Origin of the sequence: Kineosporia rhizophila (assembly GCF_021277265.1) — a bacterium.
GTDB classification, from domain to species: domain Bacteria; phylum Actinomycetota; class Actinomycetes; order Actinomycetales; family Kineosporiaceae; genus Kineosporia; species Kineosporia rhizophila.
Genome location: NZ_JAJSOH010000023.1, coordinates 36,620 through 59,642, shown reverse-complemented (window position 1 = coordinate 59,642; position 23,023 = coordinate 36,620). Strand labels below are relative to the sequence as shown.

The following is a 23,023-nucleotide window of genomic DNA, read 5'->3' as shown; positions in this document are numbered from 1 at the left end:
CCCTTCCCCGCACCCTTTGCCGCCCCTAGGATGAACGGAAGATGTCGACGCGGACACTCCCGGAAGGAGCGACATGAACGCCGTATTCGGGGCCCTTCTGGCGCTCGTCGCCTCCGTCCTGTACGTGACCAACCTGCTGCTGGGCGACTACGCCCTGCTCTGGTTGCCGTCCCTGCTGCTGGTCGCCGGCCTGGCCCTGCTGCTGCGCAACCGCCGGGACGACGAGTCCGACCAGAGCGGGCCGGAGTTCTGCGCCACCTGCCACGACTCGGGCACGGTCTACACCGCGGAGTGGAACGACTGGCGCCGTTCCGGCCCGATCCGCAGCATCCGTGAGCTGTGCCCCGCCTGCGAGGGCGTACTGCCTCAGCGCCAGGCGTGAGAAGGCTTCTGCCGCAGCCGGGCCCGGTCCCGGCGCAGGGCCGGGCCCCGGAACAGCAGGGGTGCGCAGAAGTCCTCCACCGCCGCCTGTAGCCGGCCGAAGACCTGCGGGTGCCGGCCGCCCCGGTGCGGATCGGGCAGCTCGTCGTCGTCCTCTTCGTCCCGCGGCGCCGACCCCCGGTTGGCGTCCAGTTCCTCCACCAGCCACAGCAGCCGGTCAGCCAGATCGGCACTACGAGGCGGGGTGCGCCCGGCCGCCGCCAGCCACTGCGCGGTGCGGGCGGCGTGCAACAGCGTGAACGTGCGCACCTGGGCCGACGGGCGCATCTCGATCACCCGGCCGCGCTGGGTCTGCGAGGCGGTCAGGATCACCGTCGAGGCGCGGATGTCCTCGACCTCCAGCGGTCGCGACCCGTGCGCACCCCCGGCCCCGCCGTGACTCTCGACCCAGGAGGCCGAGAAGTCGCAGATCCCCGCTCCGGGGACCGCCCGCGTCCCTCGGCTGAAGAACTCGACCCCCTCGCCGAGGCGACCGGCGAGCAGCCGTTCGGCTCCGGGAGAGCGGCAGATGTTGGCGGTGCAGACCAGCAGCACCCGGGGACCCATGCGTCGACCCTTCGTCGGAGGTGAACCGGCCGCGGCCCGCCGCACCGAATCGTTACCTTGATCAACTCGAGCCGCTCGGCGCCGGCGGCAAGGCCCTGACCACGGCAGTGAGGCGCAGGGTGAGCACGAGATTACTCCAAGTAGGGGATCTGCGCGCCGGGATCGACCTCACCCGGCGGGCCCGTGGGCAAGGCGCCATGCCCCCTCGCCCGATGCGTGCCAGACTTCCCGACATGGCACAGTCTCCGACTTCGCAGACCCCCGTCGAAGCGAGTACCGAAGCGCTGGCCGGCGCCGAAATCGTCGTGACGTCCACGGTCAAACCGGTGGATTCCGACGTTCTGGCCAAGGTTGCGGGCGGCGCCTACTACAACCCGCACTCGGTGCTGGGCGCGCACCCGTACGGCGGGCGGGTCACCGTCCGCACGCTGCGCCCGCTCGCCACCGAGGTCGCGGTCCTCACCGAAGACGGTGAACGGCACCCGCTCTCGCACGAGCAGGACGGCATCTGGGTGGGCGTGCTCGAGCGCGCGACGGTGGGCGACTACCGCCTCGTGGTGCGCTACGACGACGAGGAACAGACCCTCGACGACCCGTACCGTTTCCTGCCCAGCCTGGGCGAGATCGACCTGCACCTGATCGCCGAGGGCCGGCACGAGGAACTCTGGCGCGCCCTGGGCGCCCACCCCCGCCGCTTCCCCGGCCTGATCGGCGACGTGGAGGGCACCTCCTTCGCGGTCTGGGCGCCGAACGCCCAGGCGGTGCGCCTGGTTTCGGACGTCAACAACTGGGACGGCCGCGGTCACTCGATGCGCAGCCTGGGCGGCTCGGGCATCTGGGAACTGTTCGTCCCCGGCCTGGGCACCGGCACCCGCTACAAGTTCGAGATCCTCGGCCAGGACGGCCACTGGCGGCAGAAGGCCGACCCGATGGCCTTCGCCACCGAGATCCCGCCGCTGACCGCCTCGATCGTCACCGAGTCGGGCTACGAGTGGAACGACTCCGCGTGGATGGCCGAGCGCGCGCAGCACGAGGCGCTCAGCCGCCCGCAGAGCACCTACGAGGTGCACCTGGGTTCCTGGCGGCAGGGCCTCTCGTACCTCGAACTGGCCGACCAGCTCGTCGGTTACGTGCAGGACCTGGGCTTCACCCACGTCGAGTTCCTGCCGGTGGCCGAGCACCCGTTCGGTGGTTCCTGGGGCTACCAGGTCACCGGCTACTACGCGCCGACCTCGCGGTTCGGCAGCCCGGACGAGTTCCGTCACCTGGTCGACCGGCTGCACCAGGCCGGGATCGGCGTGATCATGGACTGGGTGCCCGCGCACTTCCCGAAGGACGAGTTCGCCCTGGCCCGGTTCGACGGCCAGCCGCTGTACGAGCACGCCGACCCGCACCGCGGCGAGCACCCCGAGTGGGGCACGCTGATCTTCGACTTCGGCCGCACCGAGGTGCGCAACTTCCTGGTCGCCAACGCCCTGTACTGGCTCGAGGAGTTCCACGTCGACGGCCTGCGGGTCGACGCGGTGGCCTCGATGCTCTACCTCGACTACTCCCGCAACGCCGGTGAGTGGACGCCGAACAAGTACGGCGGCCGGGAGAACCTGGAGGCCGTGGCCTTCCTGCAGGAGGTCAACGCCACCGCCTACAAGCACCACCCGGGCGTGATGATGATCGCCGAGGAGTCCACCGCCTGGCCCGGCGTCACCCGGCCCACCCACCTGGGCGGCCTGGGCTTCGGCCACAAGTGGAACATGGGGTGGATGCACGACTCCCTGGGCTACGTGTCCAAGGACCCGGTCCACCGCCAGTACCACCACCACCAGATGACGTTCTCGCTGATGTACGCGTACAGCGAGCACTTCGTGCTGCCGATCAGCCACGACGAGGTCGTGCACGGCAAGGGCTCGCTGCTGGGCAAGATGCCCGGCGACCGCTGGCAGCAGCTGGCCAACGTGCGCGCCTACCTCGCCTTCATGTGGTCGCACCCGGGCAAGCAACTGCTGTTCATGGGCCAGGAACTGGGCATGGAGCGGGAGTGGTCCGAGGAGCGCAGCCTGGACTGGTGGCTGGAGGACGCCCCCTGGCACGTCGGCCTGCAGCAGATGGTGCGTGACCTGAACCGGATCTACCGGGACCGGCCCGAGCTCTGGGAGGCCGACAGCGACCCGTCCGGCTTCCAGTGGATCGACGCGAACGACAACCAGCACAACACGTTCTCGTTCATCCGCCGCGACGCGGCCGGCAACCCGCTGGTGGCGGTGGTCAACTTCTCCGCCCAGCCGCAGGAGGGCTACCACCTCGGGGTGCCCTCGGGCGGGCGCTGGCTGGAGATCCTGAACACCGACTCGGAGAACTACGGCGGTTCCGGCGTGGGCAACCTGGGTGCGGTCGACGCCGTGCCGGTGCCCTGGCACGGTCAGCCGTCGTCGATCACGCTGCGGGTGCCCCCGCTGGGCGCGGTCTGGCTGGTGCCGGAGTCCACCCCCGAGGGTGGCTGGCCCAGCGGCAGCGCGCCCGAGGTGCACCACGAGTCCGGTCCGGGCTTCACCCCGCCCGCGATCACGTCCGAGGCCGCGGCGGAAGACGAATCAGCGCAGGGCTGAACCCGGGTCCTGTCCGGATCGGGGGGTTGGTCGATACGCTCGGGCGATGACGTCCGGTATCGAAACCGAGCAGCTCAACCCCTCGATCAGGCCTCAGGACGACCTGTTCCGGCACGTGAACGGGAAGTGGCTGGACACAGCCGAGATCCCCCCGGACAAGTCGGTCTACGGCACCTTCCACCGGCTGCGCGACGAGGCCGAGGCCCAGCTGCGGGTGATCGTGGAAGACGCAGCGAGCGCCTCCGGTTCCGCCGCGCCCGGCAGCGAGGCGCAGAAGGTCGGCGACCTGTACGCCAGCTTCATGGACGAGGCCGCGATCGAGCGCCTGGGCACCGCCCCCATCGCCACCGACCTGGCCCTGGTCGAGGAGATCACCGACCTGGCCGGCCTGGTCCGGGCGTTCGGGGTGCTGGAGCGCTCCGGCAGCGGCGCCCCCTTCGGCTACTTCGTCAACAACGACGCGATGGCCTCCGACCGCTACGTCATGTACCTCACCCAGGGCGGGCTCAGCCTGCCCGACGAGTCCTACTACCGCGAGGACACGTTCGCCGAGATCCGCACCGCGTTCCTCGGCCACGTCACCCGCATGCTGGTGAAGGCCGGGATCACCGACGAGGCCGGGGCGGCCGGCGCGGCCGAGCGGATCATGGCGCTGGAGACCCGGCTGTCCCGCTCGCACTGGGACCGGGTGACCAACCGCGACGCCACCAAGACGTACAACAAGGTCGACCGCAAGGGCCTGGAAGAGCTCATCCCCGAGTTCGACTGGACCAGCTGGATCGACGCGCTGAACGTGCCGCAGAGCGCCTTCTCCGAGGTCGTCGTGCGCCAGCCCAGCTTCTTCACCGCGCTCGGCAAGGCCCTCACCGAGGTGCCGCTGGCCGACTGGAAGACCTGGCTCACCTGGCGCACCGTGCACGGTTCGGCCACCCTGCTGAACGCCGAGCTGGTGCAGGAGAACTTCGACTTCTACGGCAGGACCCTCACCGGGGCCACCCAGCTGCGCGAGCGCTGGAAGCGCGGCGTCGGGCTGGTCGAGGGCTCGCTCGGCGAGGCGGTGGGCAAGCTCTACGTGGAGGCGCACTTCTCCCCCACGGCCAAGGCCCGGATGGTCGAGCTGGTGGCCAACCTGGTCGAGGCCTACCGGCAGAGCATCACCAAGCTCGACTGGATGAGCGCCGAGACGCAGGAGCGCGCCCTGCAGAAGCTGGACAGCTTCACCCCCAAGATCGGCTACCCGGACAAGTGGCGCGACTACTCCAGCCTCGAGATCCGGCCCGGCGACCTGGTCGGCAACGTGCGCCGCGCCGGTGACTACGAGATCGCCCGGGAGATCGAGAAACTCGGCAAGCCGGTCGACCGCGACGAGTGGTTCATGACCCCGCAGACGGTCAACGCCTACTACAACCCGCTGATGAACGAGATCGTCTTCCCGGCCGCGATCCTGCAGCCGCCGTTCTTCGACGCCGAGGCCGACGACGCCGCCAATTACGGTGCGATCGGCGCGGTGATCGGGCACGAGATCGGCCACGGGTTCGACGACCAGGGCTCCAAGTACGACGGCTCGGGCAATCTGAACGACTGGTGGACCGACACCGACCGCACCGAGTTCGAGAAGCGCACCAAGGCGCTGATCGAGCAGTACGACGTGCTCGAGCCCCGGCAGACGCCGGGTCACCACGTCAACGGCGCGCTCACCGTCGGCGAGAACATCGGTGACCTGGGCGGACTCTCGATCGCGCACACCGCCTACCGGATCGCCCTCGACGGGGCCGAGCCCCCGGTGCTCGACGGCCTGACCGGCTGGCAGCGGTTCTTCGTCGCCTGGGCCCAGGGCTGGCGCAGCAAGGGCCGCGACGCCGAGGTGATCCGCCGGCTCACGCTCGACCCGCACTCGCCCGAAGAGTTCCGCTGCAACGCCGTCGTGCGCAACATCGACGAGTTCCACGAGGCGTTCGGGGTGCGCGAGGGTGACGAGCTCTGGCTCGAACCCACCGCCCGCGTGCACATCTGGTAGCTCGCTCCCGAAAAGGGCCGATCACCTCTGGTGATCGGCCCTTTTCGGATGTCACCGGCCGAGCTGGCGCGGGATCCAGGGCCGGCGCCCGCCGCGCCGGCGCGAGGGGTGGTTGGCGCCCGGGTCGGTGCGCACGTCGCGCACCTCTCCCCCGACCAGGCCGCTGCGCCCCGAGCCGTCGGTCTCGACCACCGGCTGCGGGGTTTCGTCAATCATGGACGTCTCTGGGCCCGGAACGTCGTCGGCCTCCGGGATCGCCGGCCTCGGGTTCTCCGGGGCGGGCTGCGGCCGGGTGCGGTACTCGCTCTGGCAGCCCGCCTCGTCCTCGCCGAAATCCGTTGCGTAGTAGTGCGGCCCGCTGGCCAGCATGCTCAGCGCCTCCATCTCGGCGTCCAGACGTTGCTCGAAACCCGAGTTCACGCCGACCACCGCGCTGAGCAACGGCATCGGCAGGCCGAGTTCCTCGGCGAAGCCCAGGAAACCGCGGGTGTCGCTGGGCAGCTGGTGACCGCTGTAGGGGGCTCCGCCCCAGATCCCGTACTCCGGGTTGAGCGATCCCTCGGCCGAGGTCGCCACCATGCTCGCCACCTCGTCCGGGTCCAGGCCGAGCCGGTCGCAGACCCGCCAGATCTCGTTCCAGAAACTGATCTTCGTGGCGTTGAACAGACTGTGCGCGCACTTCACCATCTCAGCCTCGGCCGGGTCCTCGAGCAGGCGCATCTGCCCGCCCGGCGGGACGATCGGGTTCAGCACGTCCCGCACGGCGTTGACCACCCGCTCGCTGTCGGCGCCGATCACGGTCAGGGGCGGGCGCACCGTCTCCAGCGCGTGCCGCCCGGTGCGGCCGTTCCCGGCCCGGGAGTCGAAGTGCGGGCTGGCGGCGATGCTGAACCCGGTGCCCTCGCGGCGGCCGGAGTGCAGCTCGACCAGCGGGCGCACCAGGTCGCGGGTGGTGCCCGGAGGAACCGTGGAGCGCACCACCACGGTGTGCGGAGTGTCGGCCCGGGCCATCGCCCGGCCGATCAGCTCCGCCCCGGAGGCCACGTCGGCCAGGTGGTGCCGGCCGGCCTCCACCCGGGTGGGTGTGCAGAGGAAGATGAACGACTCCGGCTCCCCGGCCAGGTCCAGGTCGCGCCGGGCGTCGAGGCCCTCGTTCACCAGGACGGCCACCCGGCGCGGGTCGATGTCGACGAACGTGACCCGGTGGCCGGCGTGCCCCAGGGCCCGACCGGTCGCGGCGCCCACCGTGCCGGACCCCACGATGAAGATGCGCGACATACGACCCCTCCAGGCCCGGGCCGAACCCGGTGAGCATGACAACGATAACGACTTACTGTTATCGCCCGATGACATGGAGTCACGGGATGTCGTCATCTAACCTCGGCGCAGGCGTGATGGCCCGGTGCGCAGGCCCGACATCGGCCAGAATCCGGCGAACGGAGGGTCGCTCGGTCGCCCGCTCGCCAGACATTCCGCAGGATGGGCGGACATCGGTGACCGACCGGTGACCAACCAGAGACGGTGCCGGTCCCCGCGAAGGGGCCCGACACCGTCCACTGTTGGAGAAAAGCCGATCAGAACAGCGCGTTCGCCAGCGCGATGCGGGCCTTGCCGACCCGCGGGTCGTCCTTGCCCACCACCTCGAACAGCTCGACCAGGTGCACGCGCACCGCGTCCCGGTCGTCTCCCGAGGTGACCCGGACGGTGTCGATCAGCCGGGCGAAGGCGTCCTCGATGTGCCCGCCGAGCACGTCCAGGTCGGCCACCACGATCTGGGCCTGCGGATCGGCCGGGTTCTCGGCGGCGGTCGCCCGCGCCTGGTTCAGGTCCACCCCGCTGGTGCGCTGCATCAGCTGCACCTGGGCCAGGCCGAGCTTGGCCTCGTCGTCGGCCGGGTTCTCCTTCAGGGCCTGCTGGTAGGCCGCGATCGCGGCGTCCAGGTCGTCCCGCTCGATCGCGTCGTAGGCGGCCTGGTGCAAAGGCGGCAGCGCCTCCTCCTCCGGCTCCTCCTCGCCCTCGCCGGCCGGCTCGGCGGCCAGCCGCCCGGTGACCCCGTTCGCCTCGGCCACCCGCATCAGCTCGTCGAGCACCGCGCGTACCTGCGGCTCCGGCTGCGCCCCCTGGAACAGCGGGATCGGCTGGCCCTTGAGCACCGCGAACACGCTCGGGATGGACTGCACCTGGAAGGCCTGCGCGATCTGCGGGTTGGCGTCCACGTCGATCTTCGCCAGCAGGATCCGGCCGCCGTACTCCGCGGCCAGCGACTCCAGCACCGGCGAGAGCTGCTTGCACGGACCGCACCAGGTCGCCCAGAAGTCCAGGACGACCGGGACGGTCTGCGACTGCTGGATGACGTCGGTCGCGAAACTCGCGTCCGTCGTGTCGATGACGAAGGAGCCCGGCGTCGCCGCCGGGCCGTTCGAGGCGCCGCCACCGGCGCCCGAGGGCGCGGGCCGGGCGGCCAGCGCCCCGAGATCCACTGCACCGCGCAGGTTGAGCGAAGGCCTGCCCGCGCCCGCGCGCATCCCCGGCTGGTTCGTCATCGAGGGTTCCTTTCTCCTTGCCCCGACATATGAGTCACTACTTCACCACGGCCTTGACGTCGCCCTTCTCCGCGGCGACGACCCGGATCCGTTCCTTCGAATCCTTGGCCGGTACGTGCAGCACCACAACCTCCACCGCAGAACGGGTGAAGGACTCGGCGAACTGCAGTTCGTCCTTCTCCCCGGCGAGCGCGGCCAGGTCGGCGTCCTTGACCTTGACCTTGCCCGAGTCCGGCTTGACCTTGACCGTGTAGGTCTGGCGCAGCTGCCCGACGACCAGCGCACCACCGTCGTCGGTGCGCATCACCATCGGGGCCTCGTCGGCGGCGGTGTGCCTGCTGCTCACCGTCGCCACCTGCTCCAGGCCCTCCTCGTCGGCGGCCAGCTGCTGCAGCAACTGGTCGCTGTACTCGCTGCGGCGGAAGTTCTCGGCGCCCTTCCCCTTGCCCTTGCCGTTGAGGTAACCGGCGAAGCCGTCGATCGCTTCCTCGGGCGAGAGCAACAGGTCGTCCGTGTCGGCGGCGAGCACCGAGCCGTCCTGCGCCGTCTCGGGCAGGCTGGCCCCCGGCAGCATCATCGTCTCGGCCCACAGGCCGTACGGGTCGCGGGCCGAGTCCGAACGCAGCACGCGTACAAGGTATGTGGAAGCCTGCTCGCTGCGCCCGACGGCCAGGAAGAACCGCGGCCAGGCGGCATTGCGCGGCACGATCAGCGCCTCGCGGGTCACCTCGGCCGCGGCGCCGAGCTTCTTGCCGAGCTCGTCGGCGACCCGGGCCTGGGCCAGCCGGATCTGCAGGTAGGGGCCGGTCAGCCGGGCATCGGCGGTCTCTTCGGTGTCCTTGGCGCTCACCCCGGCCGCAACCGCGGAGTCCACCGCGTCGAGGATCGCCTTCGCCTGCCCGGCCTCGACCACCGGATACACCTGGGTGTCAGCCGCCGGCGCACTCACCACCAGCGGCTCCTGCCCGCAACCGGCCACCACGAGCGGGGTGAGCAGAAGACCGAGGGCGGTCCGGCGCCGGATCACGACGCCCTCCTTCCCCGCGCCCGCGACCAGAGCACGGCCGAGCCGACCAGCCCGGCGACCAGAAGGACGACGCCCACCGCGATCCAGGCCGGGGCGGAGTTCTCGGGTTCCTGGCCCGACCAGGTCAGGGTGACGTTCTCGGGGGCGGGCCGGGAGCCGTCGGTGGCGATCACCAGTCGCCACTGCCCGGAACTGGTGTCGGGCCAGCTCAGCTTCGCCGACCCCGGACCGAGCGCACTCACCGCCCAGACGTCCGCGCTGGCCGGGTCGAGCACCTCGGCCTGGTCGCGGCCGGAGGTGGTGGTGATCAGCGTGCCGGTCTCCCGGTCGAGCCCGGTGATCCGGTCGGTCGCGCTCTCGCCCAGGTAGGCGTCCACGTCCGAAGCGCGCCCGATCCCGACGAACACCGGATCCCCGGCGGCCCCCGACACCTGCACCTGCAGCCGCGGCCCGGCCAGGGCGAGCGCGCCGACCTCGGTGGTGACGAACTTCTGACCATGCGTACCGAGCGTGCCCACGACCACATCGCTGGGGGCCCAGACCGTGGCCTTGAGCCCGCCGACGGCGAGAACGACACCACCCGCCACAACGATCAGGGCGGCAAGAATGCGCGCAACCAGTCCGAGTTTTTGCTTTTGGACGTTTGTGCTGGCCAACGCTGTCGACGCAGCCGAGTCGGTGGCGGGGTTCGCGGAGGTCGTCCGACTGCCCGGCCTGTCCTCCCCGGCCACCGGCAGACCGCCCGGGGCCGTCGCCGTAGAGGTTTTCGGCGTGGCTGCGGGCCGGGGAAGACTGATCTGCCCGGTCTCGTAAAGCTTGCGCTCGCGACGGGACGCGAACACCGGCTGCGCCGGGACCGGCGCCTTCCCACCAGCGCTCGCCCCTGCAGCAGGCTCCGCCGGCTTCGGCAGAGCCTCCGGACCAGCCGAGCTCGCGAGCGAACCGCCCACAGCCTGCCCCAGCCCGGCCTCCTCCCCACCCTGTGCGCCGACCTTCGGCAAACCCCGAGGCGCCGTGTCCGGAGCAGAGCCGGTTCCGCTGACCGCCACCACCGACGCTGAGTCGGGGGCCGGTGTGCGGCCCAGGGCCAGACCGTCTGGTGCAGTCGCTCGCTCTGCTCGCTCTGGGACCGGGGGTGCCTCGACCGAGCTAGCACTCGGACCGGCGGCGGATTTCGCAGTCGAGGTCGGCCCGGTTTCTGGAGCAGACGCCACCTCGGCGCTCGAAGCCAAGCCAGCGCGCTGACTCGGGGCCGAGCCTGTGTTCCCGCCGAGGGAGGAGCCAGCATGCGCACCAGAGGCCGAACCAGCGCTCTCACCGGCGGCCGGGCCCACAGTCGAAGTCGGCCCAGTCGCTGGCGAGGAATCCACCTCAGCGCCGGGAGCCGAACCAGCACGCTTACCCGGCGTCGGACCAGCACTCGGACCGGCGACCGAGCCCGCGGTCGAGGTCGGCCCAGTTGCCGGCCCGGACGCCTCATCCGCGCTGGCAGCCGCGTCGGCACTCCCGCCAGAGGACTGGCCGGCGCTTCGGCTTGGTGCCGAGGCACCCGCCGACGAGGTCACGTCCCTCTCCGAAGCCGAGGCCAAGCCCTCAGCCGAGGACGAGGCCGCATTTCTCCCCAGAGCCGAGACGGGACTCGATGCGAAAGAAGGTGGGGTGGAAGCGGGCCGACCCGCATTCAGAGCCGGGTCAGCACTCTCACTCGGGGCCGGAGCAGGGGGCGCGCCAGGGACCCTGTCCCCAACCGGAGCGACGCTCTCACCTGAGCCCGAGGCACCATCCCTGCCCGAGAACGAGGCCGCGCCCTCACCCGAGGACGAGAACGGGGCCGCGCCGGGGGCTGCACTCCCACTCGAAGCCGGAGTAACACCTCCACCCCAAGCCGGGGAAACATCCCCCGCCGGAGCCGAGGAAGTCTCCCCGTCCAGGGACGAGGTGGCACGTCGACCCGGAGCCGAGGTGACACTCGGCCCCGCTGAAGGTGGTGTGGATGGGGGCCGGTTTTCGCCCGGTGCCGAGGTGGAAGGCTCACCCGGAGTCGGTGCGGTCCTTCCACCAATAACTGGGGCAGTAGTCCCGCCCGGGCCTGAGGTGGGTGTCGCCGCTGCGGTAGGTGACGTGGTCGGGCTAGCACTCCCGCCCGGGACCGAGGTGGCACTCGGCTCCCCGGTGGAGGTGGACGCCGAGGTGGGTGCCGGAGCCACAACAGGTCCCGACGCAACGGCAGGTGATGTGACCGGGCTAGCACTCCCGCCCCTGCCCGAGGTGACACTCGGCTCCCCGGCGGGAGTCGACGGCGAGGTGGGTGCCGAAGCCACGACAGGACGTGTGCCCGGGGTGGCACTCCCACCCGGACCCGAGGTGACACTCGGCTCAGCGGCGGGTGCCGGAGCCGAGGCAGGTCCTGACGCCATGGGAGGGGCCGACGCCACGGCAGGTGGCGTGGCCGGGGTGGCACTCCCACCCGGGCCCGAGATGAGGCTCGGCTCTACGGCCGGTGTCGGAGCCGAGGCAGGTCCTGGCGTTGCGGCGGGTGATGCGGCGGTGGGCTGGAGGCCGGTCAGGGCCGAGGTTGGGGGCGGGGTTGGGCGCTGGGGCAGGTCGGTTACGGGACCGGACGCTGGCGCAACCTGGGGCGGGCGGGGTCCGGGTTCTTCCGGCTTGCGGTTGGTCTCGGGTGCTGCCGCGGCCTGGTCGCTGCCGGTGGTCGAAGTGGGCCCGCCGTCGGCTTCCTTGGCCTGCTCAGCCTTGCCTCCCCGGCCCAGGCGGCCGAAGAGGCCGGGCAGGTGGGAGACAACGGGGAGGTGGGGGAGGTTCGGCAGGCTGGGGACGCCGGGGATGAGGTGGCGTCTCTTGGGTTCCGCGTCGCCTGTGGCCGGCTGCGGAGCATCGGCGATGGGGCTGTTTTCGGCCGGAACGGCTGCGGTCTTGTGGCCAACTGCGGAGCTGTCACCGGTCTGGGTAACTGCTGCGGGGCTGTCGGCTGCGCTGCGACCCGCTTCTTGAGCGGGGAGCTCGGGGGAAGGCGTCTCCTGCGCCGCGCGGCGGGCGGCCTCGGTGTCGGGGAGGGCGATCTCGCGGGCCTGGCGCTGTTCCAGCGACATCCGCCAGACGGCCCCGGTGGTGGGACCCAGATCGCTCGGAGTGGCGGGGCGGCGGAAGGCGCCGCTGCGTTCGGGGCTCGCCTCCCCCGAGGCGGGGGCGCTGGGCTGTGTGTCCGGCTCGCCCGGGCTGTGGTGCACCGAGAGTTCTTCGGTGCCCTCGGGCGCGGTTCCGGGGCCGCCCGGGCGGGCGGATCGGGGCAGGCCGGAAGGATTGGTGTGGCTGTCTGACATGGGCGCTCCGGATCAGTCGGTGGCCACCGGCGCCTCGCCGGTGACCGGGCCGTCCTGGCCTTGGGAGTCTGCGCGCTCGCCGAGGGCGGCCTCGAGCCGGTCGATCTTGGCGCTCATCTCACCCGTGTAGCCCGGGCGGATGTCGGCCTTGAGCACCAGGGAGACCCGGTTGCCGTGCTTGCCCACGGCTTCGCAGGCGCGTTTGATCACGTCCATGCACTCGTCCCACTCACCCTCGATCGTGGTGAACATGGAGTCGGTGCGGTTGGGCAGACCGGAGGCGCGCACGACGGCAACTGCGTCGGCCACCGCCGCGGACACTGATTCGCCGGCCCCATTGGGCGCGACCGAGAACGCGAACAACACGCCCTCCACCCTAGCCGCAGTTGCCGGGCAAATATTTCGCGTCCATAACAACCACGGCCTGAGCTGCGGCGTTGTGACGCCCGCCGCACCTGGTGCGCAGTCGTCAAGCCGGCCCCGCGGGCGGCGTGGCTAGGCTTTGGGCAACGGCTGGTCGACGGCCGATCGATGACCGCGCAATGGCCGAGCAATAGCCACTGAGGGGCAGAGGCTTCGGATGGCACTTCGATTCAATCCCGCGCCGGGCTGGCCGCCGCCGCCCGAGGGCTGGGAGCCACCGGAAGACTGGCAGCCCGATCCGCAGTGGCCGGCGGCTCCCGAGGGCTGGACCTTCTGGGTGCCCGAAGAGACACCGGCCAACCCCCCGGAGAAGCCGGCGGAGTCCGGGACGCCGGCCATCTACTGGTCCACCCCGGAGCCGCCGCACACCTGGACACCGGTCCCGGGGCACACCGCAGAACCCCAAGAAGCACACCACCAGCCACCGCCCGGCCCGCAGGTCCCGTCCACGCAGGCCGGCCAGCCCTTCTTCCCGAGCCTGACCGGTGACCCGAGTATCTGGCCGAACCGGTCGCCGGTCCGGGGATTCCAGCGCAGCCAGGTGGTTGCGCTGGTGGCCACGCTGGCCGTGGCGCTGGGCTCGGTCATCCCGTTCGTCAGCTACGAAGAGCCCTCGTTCCTGCGCACCTGGCAGATCCCTACGGGCGCGCTGGCGTTGTCCTTCCTCTTCGGTGCGGCGCTCACCGCCCTGGTCGTGCTCACCCGCCGGGCCGGGCTGCGCACCGCGGCCTGCCTGAGCCTGCTGGTTCTGGCCCTGCTCGGGTTCTGCGCCTACCTGATCTTCACCGTGCTGGGGCTCACCAGCGGCATCGAGACGACGGCCACGTTCCACGGCGGCGTCTTCCCGGGTACGCAGACGGTGCACTGGTCACCCGGGATCGGCATCGTGCTGTGCATCGTGGGCACCGCGGTCACCGCCGTGCAGTCGGTCCTGATCCTCCGCGACCCGAGCTGACCCGAGCCGACCCGGACCAGCCCTCCCAGCAGGCCCACATACGTCCTCAAACCAAACTGCGCAACCCCCGCCCGCGAGCGCTACGGAGCCACCCGCAGAATCAGCGCGTCACCCTGGCCGCCCCCGCCGCAAAGGGCCGCCGCCCCGATTCCTCCACCTCGGCGCTTCAGCTCCAGAGCGAGGTGAAGCACCACCCGCGCCCCTGACATCCCGATCGGATGCCCCGTGGCGATCGCTCCCCCGTTCACGTTCACCTTCTCGGGGGCGATTCCCAGCTCCTTGGTGGAGGCCAGGCCGACCGCCGCAAAGGCCTCGTTGATCTCCACCAGATCCAGGTCGGACACCTCGAGCCCCTCCCGGGCCAGCGCCTTACGGATGGCGTTGGCCGGCTGCGACTGCAGCGAGGAGTCGGGCCCGGCGACCTGGCCGTGCGCCCCGATCTCGGCGATCCAGGTCAGGCCCAGTTCCTCGGCCTTGGCCCGGGACATCACCACCACCGCGGCCGCCCCGTCGGAGATCGGCGAGGCCGAGCCCGCGGTGATCGTGCCGTCTTTGCGGAACGCCGGGCGCAGGCGCGCGAGCTGCTCCAGCGACGTGTCCGGGCGCACCCCCTCGTCGGTGGCGAAGACCAGCGGGTCACCCTTGCGCTGCGGGATCGACACCGGAACGATCTCGTCGTCGAACACGCCGTTCTTGGCCGCCAGCGCCGCCTTCTGGTGCGAGGCCACCGCGAACGCGTCCATCTCGGCGCGGCTGAACGCCCGGTCGTCGACGTTGGCCGCCTCGGTCAGGGCCCCCATCGCCTGATCCGTCCAGGCGTCGTACAGACCGTCCAGGTCCATGTGGTCCTTCATCAGCACGTCGCCGTACTTGAAGCCCTCGCGGCTGCCGACCAGCAGGTGCGGGGCCCGCGTCATCGACTCCATCCCGCCGGCCACCACGATCTCGACCTCGCCGGCGCGGATCAGTGCGTCGGCGGTGGCGATTGCGTTCAGCCCGGAAAGGCACAGCTTGTTGATCGTGATCGCCGGCACCGTCATCGGGATGCCGGCCTTGGCCGCGGCGATCCGGGCGGGGCCCTGGCCGACCCCGGCCTGCAGCACCTGCCCCATGATCACGTAGTCGACCGCGGCCGGGTCGACGTGGGCCTTCTCCAGCGCACCACGGATCGCCACGGCCCCGAGCTCCGGCGCCGCGAAGTCGCGCAGCGACCCCAGCAACCGGCCCATGGGGGTACGGGCCCCCGCAACAATGACGGACGTCGGGCGTACGTTCTGGTCGGTCACGGCATCCTCGCTCGACTCGACTCCCACAAACCGGGGCTGCGTCCCCAACTTAACAACCGCGGGCCGGAAGGGAATCCACCGCTGTCGCCGACCGGTTGAAAGACCTGCAAGCGCTTCCACGAATGCACCGGCACTGCACTCAGCAGCCGGCTTCACCCACCGGAGAACACCCTGCCCGAAGGTCACACCATCCACCGGCTCGCCCGTGATCTGGACGAGCTCTTCACCGGCTCCGTCGTGCGCGCCAGCGCTCTGCAGGACAAGTTCGCGGTCGGGGTCGCGATGCTCGACGGCAGCACGGTTACCAGCACCGACGCCTGGGGTAAGCACCTTTTCGCGCAGGTGGCCCCGGCCGGCGAACGGCCGAAGGTCTGGCTGCACGTCCATCTCGGCCTCTACGGCAAGTTCCCACACGGCAGGGGGCCGGCGCCGGCCCCCTGGGGCCAACTGCGGTTACGGCTGGAGAGCGAGCAGGGGTGGGCCGACCTGCGTGGGGCTACCGCCTGCGAGCTTTTGGACGAGGTGGCGCGGCAGCAGGTCATCGGCCGCCTGGGTGCCGATCCGCTTCGGCGACGAGTCGATCCGGACCAGCCGCTGGCCCGGATCGCCAGGTCGCGCACGCCGATCGGCGCGCTGCTGATGGACCAGGCGGTGGTGGCCGGGATCGGCAACGTCTACCGGGCCGAGATCCTGTTCCGGCACGGCATCGATCCGCACCGCCCGGGTCACGACGTCACCCCCGAGCAGTGGCGGGAACTGTGGGCCGACCTGCAGGTGCTCATGCGCGCCGGGGTACGCAGCGGCAAGATCGTGACCACCCGGCCGGAAGACCGCCCCCGCGGTCGGCGCACCGCCTCGACCGTCCGGCGCGAAGACTCGCACTACGTCTACCGGCGGGCCGGCGAACCCTGCCGCACCTGCGGCACCCCGGTGGCCACGGAGGCGATGGTGGCGCGCAATCTGTTCTGGTGCCCGAAGTGCCAGCCGGAGTGAACGGCAGGCCCGGTGGCACAGCTCACCGCACTCCCCCTCCGGATCCGGAACAGCACGCCTACGCTGGCCGTATGACCGAGGTGACCACCCCCATCGCCGGGCAGCTCTTCACCACCATCGACCACGTCGGGGTCGCGGTGCCGGACCTCGACGCCGCCGTCGCCTACTACCGCGACGTGCTCGGGATGCGCGAGACGCACCGCGAGGTCAACGAGGAGCAGGGGGTGGCCGAGGCGATGATGGCCGTCGGCGATTCCGGCGTCTGCGTGCAGCTTCTCGCCCCGTTGGACGAGACTTCGACGATCGCGAAGTTCATCGGGCGTTCCGGCCCGGGCCTGCAGCAGATCGCCTACCGGGTGCAGGATCTCGACGAGGTCTGCGCGACGCTGCGCCGCCGCGGTGCCCGCCTGCTGTACGACGAGCCGAAGCGGGGCACGGCGAACAGCCGGGTCAACTTCATCCATCCGAAGAGTGCCGGCGGCGTGCTGGTCGAGCTGGTCGAGCCCGCTGCTGGTCACTGAGCAGTAGGCCTGCAGTGGGCCGCGGTCACGGCCGCGGTTACGGCCGCGTCAAGATCCGGTCACGGCGATCGCTTTCCGTGGATGACCTTGAAACACACCGTAGGATCACTCTTCGCGGACCACGCCCTCGACTCCATCGACCAAGGCGGCGACGACGCTTGCGGCCATCTTCGGCAAAGGCACGGTCGGAGTACCCTGCCTGACACCGGGTGATGACTCGGCGTTCGCGGTGCGGCGAAGCGCGGGCGGGCGGGCACACCAGCAAACTCGAGGTTCAGGAACGTCTAGGCCCGGGCGGCGGGCCGTCAGGGAGGACTGAGTAGTGGCCGGCGAACAGAGCCCCCATGGATTCCAGATCGTCATGCGTGGTTTCGACCGCGCGCAGGTGGAGGAACGCATTGCCTCCCTGGAGTCCTCCCTGCGTGATGCCAGAGCCCGCGTCGAGGAGCTCGACACCCGGGCGCTGAAACTCTCCGGCGAGGTGGCCGAGGCCCACCGTCAGCTGCGGGAGGTGGAGCGGCCCTCGTACAGCGGTCTGGGCTCGCGCATCGAGCAGCTGCTGCGGCTGGCCGAGGAGCAGGCCAGCGACGTGATCGCGGCGGCCACCAAGGAGGCCGAGGAGACCGTGGCCCAGGCCCGGGTGGAGGCCGCCCAGCACCGCACGGCCGCCCAGAACGAGGCCGCCGAGACCACCGCCACCGCCCAGCGGGAGACCGCCGAGCTGCGCCGCACGGCCGGCAGCGAGGCCGAGGACATCGTCGCCACGGCGACCCGCAAGTCCGACGAGATGCTGGCCGTCGCCGAGCGCGAGGCGTCGAAGCTGAAGTCGGTCACCGAGCACGAGACCTCGGAGAAGCGCACCACGGTCGACCGTGAGCTGGCCCGGCTGCGGGCCACCGCCGAGCGGGAGGTCACCGAACTGCGGGCGGCCACCAAGCGGGAGACCGACGAGGCCCGCGGGCACGCCAAGCGCGACGCCGAGGAGCTGCGCTCCACCGCCAAGCGCGAGTCCGAGGAGATGCGCGCGGCCGCCACGGCGACCCTGGAGCAGGCCCGCGACCGGGCCGAGCAGATGAGCACCGACCTGGAGGTCAAGCTGGCCGCCCGCCGCGAGGAGGCGGAGCGGCTCGACGCCGAGCGGCACGAGCAGGCCGTGGCCCAGGCCACCCAGCTGGTGGCCGAGGCCGAGCAGCGGGCGGCGGCCGCCGAGACCCGGGCCGGGAAGGCCGTGGCCCAGGCCGAGGCGGTCCGGCGCGACGCCGACGAGCACGCCAAGACGCTGGTCGGCAACGCCCGGCGCAACGCCGACCAGGTGATGGCCGAGGCCCGGGCGCACGCCGACAAGGTGCTGTCCGAGGCCAAGGGCGAGGCCGACCGCAACCGCCGGGCCGCGCAGCGTCAGGTCGACGAGCTGATCCGTCAGCGCGACAGCATCACCGGTCACCTCGACCAGCTGCGGGCGCTGCTGGGCAACACCATGCCGATGAACGCCGGCGCGCTGGACAAGGTGGCCCAGGCCGCCTCGCACAACCCGCAGGACGAGCCGGCCGGTGAGCAGGGCCAGGACGGCGAGCAGCGCACGATCGTGCTGCCGGACGCGGCTCCGGCGGGCTCCAAGCGGTAGAAGATCACTCACCGAAACGCCGCCCGGTCCAGTACCGGGCGGCGTTTCCGCGTTTGGGTGAGAATGCTCGGGCCCATCAAGATCACGCCCGCAGTCCACGGAACGGAGACCTCGCGGTGCCAGAGCAGCCGGAGCCCGAAGAGAAGTCCACCCTCGGGGCCGAGCCCCCGGCTTCGGAGCCCGCACCGGTGGCCGGTCCCACCCCGCAGCACCCGGCCGGCGAGCCGGTCGACACCGAACCGGCCAACACCGCGCCGGACAACGCCGAGCTGGCCAACGCTGAACCGGTCAAGGTCGAGCCGGTCAAGCGTTCGGGGGTGAACGCACCGCAGACCCGCCCGGCCGGGGGACGGCCGTCCCGGGGAGAGAGCAAGGCCGAGTACCGCCGGCGCACCCAGGGCAACCCGCGCTACGGCCGCCCCGGACCGCCGATCAACCGGAACGGGCCGTTCTACTTCGGTTTCGTGGCCACCATCGGCGGTCTGCTGGCCTGGCAGCTGATGAAGATCGTCACCGACCTGTCGCAGACCATCACCCTGGTGGTGATCGCCGTGTTCCTGGCCGTCGGCCTGGACCCGCTGGTGCGCTTCCTGCAGCGGCGCGGGCTGAGCCGGAACTCGTCGGTGGGCATCGTCTGCATCGCCGTGCTGAGCCTGTTCGGCGGCTTCGCCGCGATCGTCATCCCGGACATGGTCGACCAGGCCACCGAGCTGATCGACTCGGCGCCGGACCAGATCGACAACCTGACCAAGACCCCCTGGATCAACGAGCTGAACGCCGAGTACGGCGTGATCGACAACCTGAGCCAGCAGATCCGCGACCGGGCCAGCAGCGGCGACACCGTGATGCAGGTGTTCGGCGGGGTGCTCGGCGCCGGCCGGGCCGTGCTGTCCGGTCTGGCCAGCACCTTCACCGTGCTGATCCTGACGCTGTACTTCCTGGCCTCGCTGAACTCGATCGCCGAGGCCGGCTACCGGCTGGTGCCGCGCTCGCGCCGCGACCGGGTGCGCCGGCTGGGTGACGAGATCCTGCGGCGGATCGGCGGTTACGTGGCCGGGCAGGTGGCGGTGGCCACGATCAACGCGGTCGCCAGCTTCGTGATGATGACCGTGCTGGGCATCCCCTACGCCGCGGTGCTGGCCTTCGTGGTCGGCCTCCTCGGCCTGATCCCCCTGGTCGGCGCCACGATCGGGGCGGTCATCGTGATCATCGTCGGGCTGTTCCAGTCGCTGCAGGTGGCGATCGTCGTCGGCGTCTACTACCTGATCTACCAGCAGGTGGAGAACTATCTGATCGCCCCGCGGATCATGTCCCGCACGGTGGCCGTACCCGGGGCCGTGGCGCTGATCGCGGCGTTCGGCGGCGGGGCGCTGCTGGGGGTCCTCGGGGCGCTGATCGCCATCCCGATCGCCGCTGCGATCCTGCTGATCATCCAGGAAGTCGTCATCCCGCGTCAGGAGAGAGCATGACCCGCGTACTGCACATCGCCCTGGCCGAGGACTGGGCCCAGGCCCGGACCGCAGGCCGCTACGAGATCTCCACCCGGGGCGTCACGCTGGCGCAGGAGGGGTTCATCCACTGCTCCACCCCGGCCCAGGCCGAGGGGGTGCTGAAGACCTTCTACGGCGACCTGCCCACCGAGCAGCTGCGCCTGCTGGTGGTCGACCAGGAACTGTGCGCCCAGCAGGGCACGCCGATGCAGTGGGACGAGGTGCCCGGCGCCGAACGGCCCTTCCCGCACTTCTACGGCCCGATCCCGGTCTCTGCGGTGGTGGCCGTGCTGGAGTTCACCGGGCCGGAACTGCCCGACGTGAGCGGCTTCCTAGACTGAGGGCACCTCGGACAGCATGTCCCGCAGCTTCGCCAGGCCGCGGTGCGCGTTGCTGCGCACCGTGACCTCGGAACACTTCAGCAGCACGGCGATCTCGCTGTCGGGCAGCCCCTCGTAGTGCCGCAGCACCAGCACCGCCCGCTGCTTGGCCGGGAGCCGGCGGAGCAGGGCGATCAGCTGGTCGCGCTCGGCCCGGTTCTGGGCGCCGTCGGCCGAGGGGGTGTCCAGCACCAGCACCGAGTCGGTGGCCCGCTCGCGCCGGGCGGCCCGCCGGAACCACGAGGTGCAGGCGTTGACCACCATGCGGCGCACGTAGGCGTCCACGTCGTGCGCGGCGCTCACCCGGGACCACTGCAGCAGGGCCCGGCCCAGCACGTCCTGCACCACGTCCTCGGCCAGGTAGGGGTCGCGCAGCAGACCGCGGGCCAGGCGCACCAGGGCGGGCCCGCGGGTGGCCACGAACTCCTCGAAGACCAGCGGCGCGGGCATCGCGTGCTCGACCACCGGGCCGGCGGCAGGGCCGAGGCCGGCATCGTCTGCCGAAGCGTCGACAGGCTGCTGCACGACCACATTCCCCTCGCAGATCTCACCGATGACCGGCCCGACGCCGGCGCCCCCCAGGGACCGGCTCCCACACGCCGCGTCCCGCACAATCGGGCGCCAGCCTAACCGGATCGGACGACAGTCTGTGTACAGAGCTGGTCTCAAACAGGGATTCGTTCGGCACTTATCGGGCACGAATAACAGTGAGTGACCAGTTGTCGGTGAAGCCGTCACACCCCGGAGCCGGGCTCGTCCGGCTCACCTCTACAGAGTCCGGGGACCCGGAGCTGATACATCCCGGACATCTTCGGCGCCCGATCGGTCCCTACCGTGATCACCCCACCACGTCCGGTCAGAACCCTCCTCACCGACCGTCCACCGACGGTTACCCACGTCAGAACACGTCTCTCGTCACAAAATTGTTCGCCATTGTTCAGTCCGCGCGAAAGAACCTGTATAAAACATGCCGGTATGTGAACTGCTTTGCCGCTTTTGATCCATTCCGATGGATCTTCCTCAGCAGCCACGTCCGAGGCACCGCCGGTACTTCAGCAGCATCCAGCTCGTCCGTTCCACCCCGCGCACTCCCCCGCGACGAAGGGACCGAATCGATGCGACAACTGGGCGTCTATCTGGTGACGGCGATCACTGCCGTCGCCGGAACCGCACTGGTGGCCTCCACCCCGGCCGCGGCCGCTCCGGCGCCCGTGGCCCAGAAGGCCGCGGCGACCGACTACATCGTTCTGCAGGAGGCCGGCGGCACCCTGGCCGCCAAGGCCGCGGTCGAGAAGGCCGGCGGCACGGTGGTCTCCGAGAACGCCGCGCTCGGCTACGTGGTCGCGCGCAGCGACAAGGCCGGTTTCCAGAGTGCGGTGAACGCCGACGCCTCGGTGCTGGGGGCCGCCCCCGACGAGGTGATCGGCCGAGCGCCCAAGGCGAAGAAGGCCGACGCCGCGAAGATCGAGCTGCTGCGGGCCCAGTCCGGCGCGCAGGGGGGCACCGCCAAGGGCGGCGGCAAGACCTCCAGCAGCGAGCCGCTGGCCGACCTGCAGTGGGACATGAAGCAGATCGACGCCACCCCCAAGGGGTCCTACGGCAAGCAGCCCGGCAGCAAGAAGGTCCTGGTCGGGATCATCGACACCGGCGTCGACGGCAGCCACCCGGACATCGCGCCGAACTTCGACAAGAAGCGCTCGCGCAACTTCGTCACCGACATCCCCGAGATCGACGGGGCGTGCGAGGTGGCCGACTGCAAGGACCCGGCCGACGTCGACGACGACGGCCACGGCACCCACGTCGCCAGCACGATCGGCTCCCCGGTCAACGGCCTCGGCATCGCCGGTGTCGCCCCGGAGGTCACCCTGGTGAACATCCGGGCCGGTCAGGACTCGGGCTACTTCTTCCTGCAGGCCACGCTCGACGCGCTCACCTACGCCGGCGACATCGGCGTGGACGTGGTCAACATGAGCTACTACGTCGACCCGTGGCTCTACAACTGCACGAACAACCCGGCCGACACGCCGGAGCAGCAGAAGCAGCAGCAGGTCGCCCGCACCGCGGTGCAGCGGGCCGTCGACTACGCCCGCCACAAGGGCGTGCTGCCGGTCGCGGCCGAGGGCAACGAGAACCACGACCTGACCAAGTCCCGCACCGACGCCACCTCGCCGAACTACCCCGAGGGCCAGGCCCACACCCGCACCGTCGACGCCTCGTGCCTGAACGTCCCGGCGCAGAGCAAGGGCGTGGTCACGGTCAGCTCCACCGGCCCGAGCAAGCGCAAGGCCTACTACTCCAGCTACGGGGTGACCGACGTGGCCGCCCCCGGTGGTGACGTGTACGACACCCCCGACCAGAAGCGGAACTTCGGCGCCGGCATCCTCGCCGCCTACCCGAAGCACCTGGCCGTGCTGAACGGTGACATCGACGCGAACGGCGAACCGACCAACGCCGCCGTGGTGAAGTCCTGCAAGGGCAAGGTCTGCGGGTACTACCAGTACCTGCAGGGCACCTCGATGGCCTCGCCGCACGCCGCGGGCGTGGCCGCCCTGATCGTCAGCGAGTACGGCAAGAAGGACCGCAGCGGTCTGGGCCTGAGCCCGGCCAAGACCGAGGCCAAGCTGCTGAAGTCGGCGGTCGAGACGCCGTGCCCGACCCCGGCCACCGTGCAGTACACCCGGATCCTCCCGGACGGCACGGTCGCGCAGAGCACCTCCACCTGTGAGGGCCCGAAGCACGACAACGGCTTCTACGGTCACGGCATCGTCAATGCCAAGGCCGCGGTGACCGGAAGGCTCTAACTGCAAGGGCACCACGAACTGAGGACGTCGGTGGG

18 protein-coding genes are annotated in these 23,023 nt (G+C 70.9%); 10 read left to right on the top strand and 8 right to left on the bottom strand.

From position 1 onward, the window contains the following. Window positions 1-73 precede the first annotated feature (73 nt). Complete coding sequence (locus tag LWF15_RS26495) at window positions 74-382, top strand: hypothetical protein (RefSeq protein ID WP_232813654.1); 309 nt, start codon at window positions 74-76, stop codon at window positions 380-382. On the opposite strand, the gene LWF15_RS26490 is transcribed toward LWF15_RS26495, so the two are convergent. Continuing rightward, window positions 367-987: an arsenate reductase/protein-tyrosine-phosphatase family protein gene (locus LWF15_RS26490; RefSeq protein WP_232813653.1), complete on the bottom strand. Its 621-nt coding sequence runs from the start codon at window positions 985-987 to the stop codon at window positions 367-369. The genes LWF15_RS26495 and LWF15_RS26490 overlap by 16 nt on opposite strands. 233 nt (window positions 988-1,220) lie before the next feature. On the opposite strand from LWF15_RS26490, the gene glgB reads away from it, so the two are divergent. Continuing rightward, window positions 1,221-3,590 (top strand): 1,4-alpha-glucan branching protein GlgB, encoded by a 2,370-nt coding sequence (gene glgB / locus LWF15_RS26485; protein WP_232813652.1) that lies wholly within the window; start codon window positions 1,221-1,223, stop codon window positions 3,588-3,590. A gap of 46 nt (window positions 3,591-3,636) precedes the next feature. Beyond that, a complete protein-coding gene (locus LWF15_RS26480; RefSeq protein WP_232813651.1) occupies window positions 3,637-5,607 on the top strand; it encodes a M13 family metallopeptidase in 1,971 nt (656 codons plus the stop codon). A gap of 51 nt (window positions 5,608-5,658) precedes the next feature. Here the strand turns inward: LWF15_RS26480 and LWF15_RS26475 are convergent, their stop codons facing one another. The 5 genes from LWF15_RS26475 to LWF15_RS26455 all read right to left on the bottom strand — a co-directional run bounded on the left by LWF15_RS26475 (window position 5,659) and on the right by LWF15_RS26455 (window position 12,881). Further along, window positions 5,659-6,885, bottom strand: coding sequence for a 2-dehydropantoate 2-reductase N-terminal domain-containing protein (locus tag LWF15_RS26475; RefSeq protein WP_232813650.1), 1,227 nt, complete (start codon window positions 6,883-6,885; stop codon window positions 5,659-5,661). A 296-nt stretch (window positions 6,886-7,181) separates the two neighbouring features. Next, window positions 7,182-8,150, bottom strand: a complete 969-nt coding sequence (locus LWF15_RS26470; protein WP_232813649.1) for a tetratricopeptide repeat protein — start codon at window positions 8,148-8,150, stop codon at window positions 7,182-7,184. Window positions 8,151-8,187: 37 nt separating this feature from the next. Further along, window positions 8,188-9,177, bottom strand: a complete 990-nt coding sequence (locus tag LWF15_RS26465; protein WP_232813648.1) for a hypothetical protein — start codon at window positions 9,175-9,177, stop codon at window positions 8,188-8,190. Continuing rightward, a complete protein-coding gene (locus LWF15_RS26460; protein WP_232813647.1) occupies window positions 9,174-9,764 on the bottom strand; it encodes a hypothetical protein in 591 nt (196 codons plus the stop codon). The genes LWF15_RS26465 and LWF15_RS26460 overlap by 4 nt, the downstream gene beginning before the upstream one ends. A gap of 2,763 nt (window positions 9,765-12,527) precedes the next feature. After that, window positions 12,528-12,881, bottom strand: a complete 354-nt coding sequence (locus LWF15_RS26455) for a thiamine-binding protein (protein WP_232813646.1) — start codon at window positions 12,879-12,881, stop codon at window positions 12,528-12,530. A gap of 214 nt (window positions 12,882-13,095) precedes the next feature. Here LWF15_RS26455 and LWF15_RS26450 point away from each other — a divergent pair, with 214 nt between their 5' ends. Continuing rightward, window positions 13,096-13,893, top strand: coding sequence for a hypothetical protein (locus LWF15_RS26450; protein ID WP_232813645.1), 798 nt, complete (start codon window positions 13,096-13,098; stop codon window positions 13,891-13,893). Window positions 13,894-13,973: 80 nt separating this feature from the next. On the opposite strand, the gene LWF15_RS26445 is transcribed toward LWF15_RS26450, so the two are convergent. Next, entirely contained in the window at window positions 13,974-15,122 is a 1,149-nt protein-coding gene (locus tag LWF15_RS26445; protein ID WP_352396632.1) for an acetyl-CoA C-acetyltransferase, read from the bottom strand. Between the two features lie 228 nt (window positions 15,123-15,350). Here LWF15_RS26445 and LWF15_RS26440 point away from each other — a divergent pair, with 228 nt between their 5' ends. The 5 genes from LWF15_RS26440 to LWF15_RS26420 all read left to right on the top strand — a co-directional run bounded on the left by LWF15_RS26440 (window position 15,351) and on the right by LWF15_RS26420 (window position 20,148). Next, window positions 15,351-16,172 (top strand): Fpg/Nei family DNA glycosylase, encoded by an 822-nt coding sequence (locus LWF15_RS26440; protein WP_332879933.1) that lies wholly within the window; start codon window positions 15,351-15,353, stop codon window positions 16,170-16,172. Between the two features lie 71 nt (window positions 16,173-16,243). Then, the gene (mce, locus tag LWF15_RS26435; protein ID WP_232813642.1) at window positions 16,244-16,693 is read left to right on the top strand and encodes a methylmalonyl-CoA epimerase; all 450 of its coding nucleotides are present in this window, start codon (window positions 16,244-16,246) and stop codon (window positions 16,691-16,693) included. Window positions 16,694-17,054: 361 nt separating this feature from the next. Continuing rightward, window positions 17,055-18,317 carry a coiled-coil domain-containing protein gene (locus tag LWF15_RS26430; RefSeq protein WP_232813641.1) on the top strand — a complete coding sequence of 421 codons (1,263 nt, stop codon included), beginning with the start codon at window positions 17,055-17,057 and terminating at the stop codon, window positions 18,315-18,317. Between the two features lie 116 nt (window positions 18,318-18,433). Next, the gene (locus LWF15_RS26425) at window positions 18,434-19,786 is read left to right on the top strand and encodes an AI-2E family transporter (protein WP_232813640.1); all 1,353 of its coding nucleotides are present in this window, start codon (window positions 18,434-18,436) and stop codon (window positions 19,784-19,786) included. Beyond that, window positions 19,783-20,148: a DUF952 domain-containing protein gene (locus LWF15_RS26420; RefSeq protein ID WP_232813639.1), complete on the top strand. Its 366-nt coding sequence runs from the start codon at window positions 19,783-19,785 to the stop codon at window positions 20,146-20,148. Before LWF15_RS26425 ends, LWF15_RS26420 begins: the two co-directional genes overlap by 4 nt. Here LWF15_RS26420 and LWF15_RS26415 read toward each other — a convergent pair. After that, the gene (locus tag LWF15_RS26415) at window positions 20,140-20,712 is read right to left on the bottom strand and encodes a SigE family RNA polymerase sigma factor (protein WP_232813638.1); all 573 of its coding nucleotides are present in this window, start codon (window positions 20,710-20,712) and stop codon (window positions 20,140-20,142) included. The two genes, LWF15_RS26420 and LWF15_RS26415, sit on opposite strands and share 9 nt — an antisense overlap. 590 nt (window positions 20,713-21,302) lie before the next feature. On the opposite strand from LWF15_RS26415, the gene LWF15_RS26410 reads away from it, so the two are divergent. After that, entirely contained in the window at window positions 21,303-22,988 is a 1,686-nt protein-coding gene (locus tag LWF15_RS26410; RefSeq protein ID WP_232813637.1) for a S8 family peptidase, read from the top strand. Window positions 22,989-23,023 lie beyond the last annotated feature (35 nt).